A 1,260-nucleotide genomic window follows, 5' to 3' on the forward strand; every position below is an offset into this window, starting at 1 on the left:
GCCGAGGGTTCGCGGAGAAATCGCGGAGCAGGCAACCCGCTGTTCCTGACGAACGACCACGGCGTCGAGATCGTGACCACGCCCGGGCACACGCCGGGGTCGCTGTCGGTACGCCTCGCCGTCGACGGTGGGGACATCTGGATACAGCGGAGATCAGTTGCACTGATGGAATCCACAAGCCCGGAACCAAGCAGCAAGATGACGCCCCGTCACTCGCATGAGTGCGCGCCATACACCACGACGCAGGCCATGGAGCGTGCGTTCGCGAAGGCGGCGTAGGACGTGCTTGACGAAGCTCCAGCACATCTCGATCGGGTTCAGCTCCGGCGAATACGGCGGGAGGAATTTCACGGACGCCCCCTTCGCCTCGATGAGCGCAACGGCATCCGCGTTCTTGTGCACAGAGAGGTTGTCGAGGACGACGGTGTCGCCTGGGTACAGGACCGGGCAAAGGACCTTGTCGACGAAGGCAAACCACCTCGTGCTGTTCAGCGCGCCTTCGAACTTGTCGTGACAGAGGACTCGATCCTGGCGAATGGCGCCGATGACGGTGAGATTCTTGCCGCGGACCGCTGGACGGGTATCGACGAGCCGCTCCCCGCGTACCGACCACCCGTAGCGAGGGGTCAGCTGAAGGTTGCAGCCGGTCTCGTCGATGAACACCAGGCGCGAGAAGTCTGCGGTCTTCATCCACTCGATGAACGCCCGCCTCCTCTCGATCACATCCGGGCGGTCTTGCTCCGACGCACGGAATTGCTTTTTTTTCGCGACATCCCCGCGGCTTTGAGCGCTCGGCCCATCGATGCCGCGCTGAGCTCCACGCCATGCAACTGGTGCCAGGCGTCGCAGAGTTCCCGAAGTGTTGCGTCGGCGAGATCAGTGACGAGCGCTCGAAGAGCATCGTGCTGCTCCGCTGGAATCCGGGCTGGGTTGCCACCGCCGTGTGGATCGGGCGCGAGGTCACCGGTGCCACGAGCGCGCCCGAGGATGCGCGAGACGGTCGCTTCGCCGACGCCGAAGAGTTCCCCGACGCTCTTGTAGGTATGCCGGCCACGCTCATACGCCTCGACAAGTAGCTTCCTGATGGGAATCGGTGTTGGCTGCGTCATCCGCACCGAAGATCAGAAGGTCCCGATCACTGCAAACGGTTCCCGCTGTAAGCGCGTGCAGCAGATCGCGACGCTCCTCGGCGAGCAAGGCGTCCCAGACCTCACCAAACGCATCGAGCAACATCGTCACGCGCTCTGCATCGCTCGTGGC

Annotated in this window: 2 protein-coding genes; one reads left to right on the forward strand and one right to left on the reverse strand. The window is 63.7% G+C overall.

Features of this window, described 5'->3' with window-relative positions; translation table 11 throughout:
* Positions 1-153: 153 nt before the first annotated feature.
* Complete coding sequence (locus EB084_25835; protein NDD31685.1) at positions 154-849, reverse strand: IS630 family transposase; 696 nt, start codon at positions 847-849, stop codon at positions 154-156.
* Here EB084_25835 and EB084_25840 point away from each other — a divergent pair.
* Entirely contained in the window at positions 825-1,076 is a 252-nt protein-coding gene (locus tag EB084_25840) for a hypothetical protein (protein NDD31686.1), read from the forward strand. The genes EB084_25835 and EB084_25840 overlap by 25 nt on opposite strands.
* The last annotated feature ends 184 nt before the right edge of the window (positions 1,077-1,260 follow it).

Source organism: Pseudomonadota bacterium, from assembly GCA_010028905.1.
In the GTDB taxonomy this organism is placed as follows: Bacteria; Vulcanimicrobiota; Xenobia; order RGZZ01; family RGZZ01; genus RGZZ01.